The 4,377-nt window shown below is 44.1% G+C and carries 8 protein-coding genes and 2 pseudogenes; 8 read left to right on the top strand and 2 right to left on the bottom strand.

The genetic code is table 11. From position 1 onward, the window contains the following. A pseudogene (locus tag C5470_RS23895) lies at positions 1-122 on the top strand (IS982 family transposase); the annotation flags it as partial. Positions 123-130: 8 nt separating this feature from the next. Next, entirely contained in the window at positions 131-568 is a 438-nt protein-coding gene (locus C5470_RS21350) for a hypothetical protein (RefSeq protein WP_112879743.1), read from the top strand. A 48-nt stretch (positions 569-616) separates the two neighbouring features. On the opposite strand, the gene C5470_RS21355 is transcribed toward C5470_RS21350, so the two are convergent. After that, a complete protein-coding gene (locus C5470_RS21355) occupies positions 617-1,387 on the bottom strand; it encodes a DNA adenine methylase (protein WP_112879742.1) in 771 nt (256 codons plus the stop codon). Positions 1,388-1,637: 250 nt separating this feature from the next. Here C5470_RS21355 and C5470_RS21360 point away from each other — a divergent pair, with 250 nt between their 5' ends. From C5470_RS21360 to C5470_RS21385, 6 genes are read left to right on the top strand one after another with little or no spacing between them, the layout of a single operon-like run. Next, the gene (locus tag C5470_RS21360; RefSeq protein ID WP_166291769.1) at positions 1,638-1,988 is read left to right on the top strand and encodes a putative holin; all 351 of its coding nucleotides are present in this window, start codon (positions 1,638-1,640) and stop codon (positions 1,986-1,988) included. 2 nt (positions 1,989-1,990) lie between these two features. Next, positions 1,991-2,608 (top strand): transglycosylase SLT domain-containing protein, encoded by a 618-nt coding sequence (locus C5470_RS21365; protein ID WP_166291771.1) that lies wholly within the window; start codon positions 1,991-1,993, stop codon positions 2,606-2,608. After that, a complete protein-coding gene (locus C5470_RS21370) occupies positions 2,598-3,221 on the top strand; it encodes a hypothetical protein (protein WP_166291773.1) in 624 nt (207 codons plus the stop codon). Before C5470_RS21365 ends, C5470_RS21370 begins: the two co-directional genes overlap by 11 nt. Then, positions 3,218-3,550 (top strand): hypothetical protein, encoded by a 333-nt coding sequence (locus C5470_RS21375; RefSeq protein ID WP_088371073.1) that lies wholly within the window; start codon positions 3,218-3,220, stop codon positions 3,548-3,550. The genes C5470_RS21370 and C5470_RS21375 overlap by 4 nt, the downstream gene beginning before the upstream one ends. Beyond that, positions 3,543-3,854 carry a hypothetical protein gene (locus C5470_RS21380; RefSeq protein ID WP_112879739.1) on the top strand — a complete coding sequence of 104 codons (312 nt, stop codon included), beginning with the start codon at positions 3,543-3,545 and terminating at the stop codon, positions 3,852-3,854. Before C5470_RS21375 ends, C5470_RS21380 begins: the two co-directional genes overlap by 8 nt. Next, positions 3,854-4,264 carry a DUF3486 family protein gene (locus C5470_RS21385; protein WP_166291775.1) on the top strand — a complete coding sequence of 137 codons (411 nt, stop codon included), beginning with the start codon at positions 3,854-3,856 and terminating at the stop codon, positions 4,262-4,264. Before C5470_RS21380 ends, C5470_RS21385 begins: the two co-directional genes overlap by 1 nt. A gap of 17 nt (positions 4,265-4,281) precedes the next feature. Here C5470_RS21385 and C5470_RS21390 read toward each other — a convergent pair. Then, positions 4,282-4,377 (bottom strand): annotated as a pseudogene (locus C5470_RS21390) (IS5/IS1182 family transposase); the annotation flags it as partial.

Raw genomic sequence — 4,377 nt, forward strand, 5'->3', positions numbered from 1 at the left:
ACCGCAGTCAGCTCGGTTTTTTATTGGAAATCGTCGCTGGCCTAATTGCTTATACATTCCAACCTAAAAAACCGAGCTTGAATTTACGGGATTGTGATATCGCTATTTTTAAACGAAGCTGAGGTTATTTATGTCTACTACAAACATAGAAAAATTTAATGAAATTGTAGGTATTATATTTGGGAAATTATATGAGTCATTTCCTTTAAAGATAGATCTTTTACCCACAGAGATAATCGGTGAACCCCTTCAATATTCTGATGGAACATACTCTGACGAACTTTGTACTACAGTAGAAGATCATAGATTTTTTCTGGATACAGTGGATTGGCTCATGACGAATGGTTATTTGGCAGGGACTATGAGCTCTGAAGGTTGTCATAGAGCCGTATTAACCGCTGAGGGTTTAGAAGTTCTCAAAGTAATCCCTGATAGCTTAAAAACCCCATTAGGTGATCGTATTAAGGAAACATTGAAGACTGAAAGTAAAGAAGCATTAAGGTCTTTAGTTAGCCAAACTCTCGGAATAGGTTTACAGTTTGTATCCCGTTCTATTGGTTTAGGTTAAAGATAAAAAAATGGCAAAGCAAATATATTGCCTTGCCATTCTCGGTTATTAGAAATTACAAATGATTAGTTCTTTACTCTGTTTAACTTTCCCCGTAACTTTCAAGTTGTAACCGATATTAACTGCTTGCATTGTCAGCCCTTTGAACGCCTTGCGCATTTCTGGAATATCGTTCACCGAAATCACCATTTTCCCTCGGATGGTATGTGCTAATTCTGCTAATAGATCATAGTTCTCAAGCCCGAACTCTATGCCATATCCCTCGGTACCCCAATATGGAGGATCACAATAAAACAGTGTATGCGGTCTGTCGTACCGCTGGATGCATTGTGCCCAGTTCATATTTTCAATGATCGTTCTTGCCAGTCGCAGATGAGCCATTGATAGCTCTTCTTCTATTCTGAGTAAATTAAATCGCGGGGGGCTGGTGGTGGAAGTACCGAAAGTATGTTCAGCAACCTTACCGCCAAATGCCTGCTTTTGGAGATAATAGAAACGCGCTGCTCTCTGAATATCGGTTAGCGTTTCTTCGGGGGTAATCTGCAACCATTTATAAATTTGGCGGCTGACCAATGCCCATTTAAATTGTCGGACAAACTCTTCCAAGTGATGTTTTATCACGCGATAAAGATTCACCAACTCACCATTAATATCATTAATCACTTCACATTTGCTCGGTACTTTTAGGAAATACAGTGCAGCAGCACCACAGAACGGTTCGACATAACAGGTATGCTCAGGAAATAACGGTAAAATATGTTTTGCTAATCGGCGTTTACCACCAATCCACGGAACGATAGGTAAAGATTGTTCTTTCATTATCCGTAAGCCTTTTCCATTAGCTGAAAATGAGTTAGGCTTTCCCGGTCATCAATAATCAATAGCGGAAAGAGCCTCGGTTGGCTCACAGTGCATGCCTGTGAGTTGATAGCCTACCCAGTGTTCGAGCGTTAGGCAGGTCGCTCTTATCCTGTCTTTTACTTTTCTGATGCGCTCTTAACGCCCTTTAAAATCCTTTTCCCGATAAATTGGCAAAACTGTTTCCATCAACGACTATGGAGACAGTTCAGTGAAAACTTTCAAATCGTTTATATCTCTTGTCAAAAAATTACGCCTCGGTGGCTGGTTGTTAACAGCTGTTCTATTGCTGCTCACTATCGGTTTAGTTTCCCCTCAACAAGTCCCTGTCGTGATCTACAAATTATCACTTATTGCTCTGGCTGTTGTCTTGGGGTACTGGCTAGACCGCAGTTTATTCCCGAAAGCAAGGCCCGGTCAGTATCTGAAACATGATGAGATACTCATGAAAGAAGGAAAATATCCCGTTCAGACTGGCTACCATGTGGTGTTTGCTGCCGTTCTGATACGCCGTGCACTGATTGTTGCCGCCACCTGTCTGAGCGTAGCTACAGGGTTGTGATTATGAATTGGCGGCAGATTATCAGAATTGTACTGTTGTGGTGTGGCGGAATGATCAGCTCAGCATTGGCTGACGAACCACCACACCGTTCGCAGCAATACCGCAATGACTTGATACGTGCTTCTCGTGTGATCTGGGGATTGAATGCACCTGTAGCTGATTTTGCTGCTCAGTTGCATCAGGAGAGTGACTGGAAATCACGAGCTATTTCTCCTGTTGGTGCTCAGGGTATGGCCCAGTTTATGCCCACAACAGCAGATTGGATTAGTCAACGTATTCCTGAATTATCCAATAAAGATCCCTTCAACCCAATCTGGTCTATACAGGCAATGGTTCACTATGACCATTGGCTATGGCAACGCATTAAAGCTGCCGATAAGTGCCAAAGAATGGCGATGGTGCTGTCTTCCTATAACGGAGGTTTAGGCTGGTTACTACGGGATAAGAAGAAAACCGAGGCAGTTGGTCTCAATCCGTGGATCTGGTTCGGTCATGTTGAATCTCAGAATGCTGGCCGTAGAGCGTCAGCATGGAAAGAAAATCGACATTATTCCAAACACATATTACTGGAACTCGCACCTCGTTATTTAACTTGGGGAGGTACCAGCTGTGCCAATTAAATTGTGGACTAAACCTGGTGTATTGATTTTGTCGCTAATCTGCATGTTCGCTTTAGCTCACTGGAGAGGTCATACCACGGGCTTTCAGAAAGCAACGGAGACAGGAAACAGCGCATTAGCACAGCAGAAAGCCGAATTTCTTTTGCTGGAAAAGCAACGGGCAGAACGGGAATTGACTGTACTCAATGCCTTGCATCAACGTTACCAAATGCAGGTCCACTCAGCGCATCAGGCAGCAGCCAATTATCTCAACGATATTGAACAACTCCGCACTCAGAACCAACAACTGAAGAGGAAAATTGACCATGTTACCCAGAGTTGGATGGATGAAAAACAACAGTTTCATCCTGTTAATTGTGTGTTTACTCGTGGCTTCGTGCAGCAATACAACGCCGCCCTCGGCCTGTCCAGTGCACAAACTCGCTCTGCCTCCGTTACCTCCGGTGCTGATGAAACGTCCAGTGGAAATGAAAGCTCTGATGCCCAGCTACGGCCATCCGGTATCACGCAACGAGATATCCTCGCCAATATCATCGACAACGGGGAACAGTGTCTTGCATTGAAAGCTCAGGTTAATGGCTTGCTGGATTACATCGAAGGATTACAACAATGACATTACAGATTGAATTTTGGGCTGCCGTAGGTTTTCTGCTCTCTTTCCTCGGTTTCATTTTTGGCATCGCAAAGTGGTTATTCAGCAAGGCCGAAGAGCGGCAGGAGGAAAGACACGCCTCGTTAGAGCAAGCGCTTAAAAATTCCGTAGACAATTGGTCTCAGCTCGAACGTGAGTTTATGCAGTTTAAGGCTGACTTGCCGCTGAATTACGTGCGCCGTGAAGATTATATTCGTGGTCAAACAGTAATTGAAGCCAAGCTGGATGCGCTTTACAGCAAATTAGAGATGGTGCAGCAGCACCGAATTGCCGGAGGTAAAAATGATTGATGTTGCTCGTGTTCGTCGTGAATCATTGCGCTGGAGTCTGTTGGTCGCACTGAATAAAACCCGCCCATATACCGCTAGTGAAACTCTGTTATTGGATATATCTCGCGCGATTTATCCTGACGTCACTGCATTGGAATTACGGAAGGAGTTAGATTATCTGGCAGACCGTAAATTAATTGACCTCAATAAACAGCCATCGGGTAGTTGGTTTGCTGACTTAACTCGTATTGGTGTTGATGTTGTTGAATATACGGTCGCATGTGGCCTTGGTATTGCTCGTCCTGAAAAGTACTGGAGTGAATAATGGCGCGTCGAAGCACAATCGATAAACTCCCTGAAGACGTTCGGCGCTGGTTGGAACGAGCGTTGACTGAATCAGGGTTTAGTGGATACCAAGAACTCGAAACCTTGCTGCGTGATCAAGGTTATGTAATCAGTAAGTCCGCTATTCACCGTTATGGACAAAAAATAGAAAAGCGATACGGTGCAATACGGGCGGCAACAGAAGCAGCACGGATGCTTACAGAAGGTGCCGTGGATGATCAAGATGCACGTTCTGAGGCTGTGATTGCTTTAATTCAGACTGAACTTTTTGAAAGTATTATTCAACTTCAGGAAGCTGAAGACGGAGAAGTTGCGCCAAAAGAGCGCGTCACACTGCTTTCAAAGGTGGCAAAAAATGTAGCTACACTCTCTCGCGCTAGGGGCTGTTGACGTTTCGTGTACATAACTTATACAGCCCACATGGGTAACCACATCATTATAAAAGCCATGGCAACCATACTGGCATAATTTCGCTCAAGTTTGTCGTATCTTGTTGCTATTGC

The sequence above is a fragment of the Photorhabdus stackebrandtii genome, from assembly GCF_011189495.1.
Classification (GTDB): domain Bacteria; phylum Pseudomonadota; class Gammaproteobacteria; order Enterobacterales; family Enterobacteriaceae; genus Photorhabdus; species Photorhabdus khanii.

Bases quoted from the DNA above. Each gene is read 5' to 3' on its own strand.
- C5470_RS21350 (WP_112879743.1), top strand. From the start codon at position 131: ATGTCTACTACAAACATAGAAAAATTTAATGAAATTGTAGGTATTATA.
- C5470_RS21355 (WP_112879742.1), bottom strand. From the start codon at position 1,387: ATGAAAGAACAATCTTTACCTATCGTTCCGTGGATTGGTGGTAAACGC.
- C5470_RS21365 (WP_166291771.1), top strand. From the start codon at position 1,991: ATGAATTGGCGGCAGATTATCAGAATTGTACTGTTGTGGTGTGGCGGA.
- C5470_RS21375 (WP_088371073.1), top strand. From the start codon at position 3,218: ATGACATTACAGATTGAATTTTGGGCTGCCGTAGGTTTTCTGCTCTCT.
- C5470_RS21380 (WP_112879739.1), top strand. From the start codon at position 3,543: ATGATTGATGTTGCTCGTGTTCGTCGTGAATCATTGCGCTGGAGTCTG.
- C5470_RS21385 (WP_166291775.1), top strand. From the start codon at position 3,854: ATGGCGCGTCGAAGCACAATCGATAAACTCCCTGAAGACGTTCGGCGC.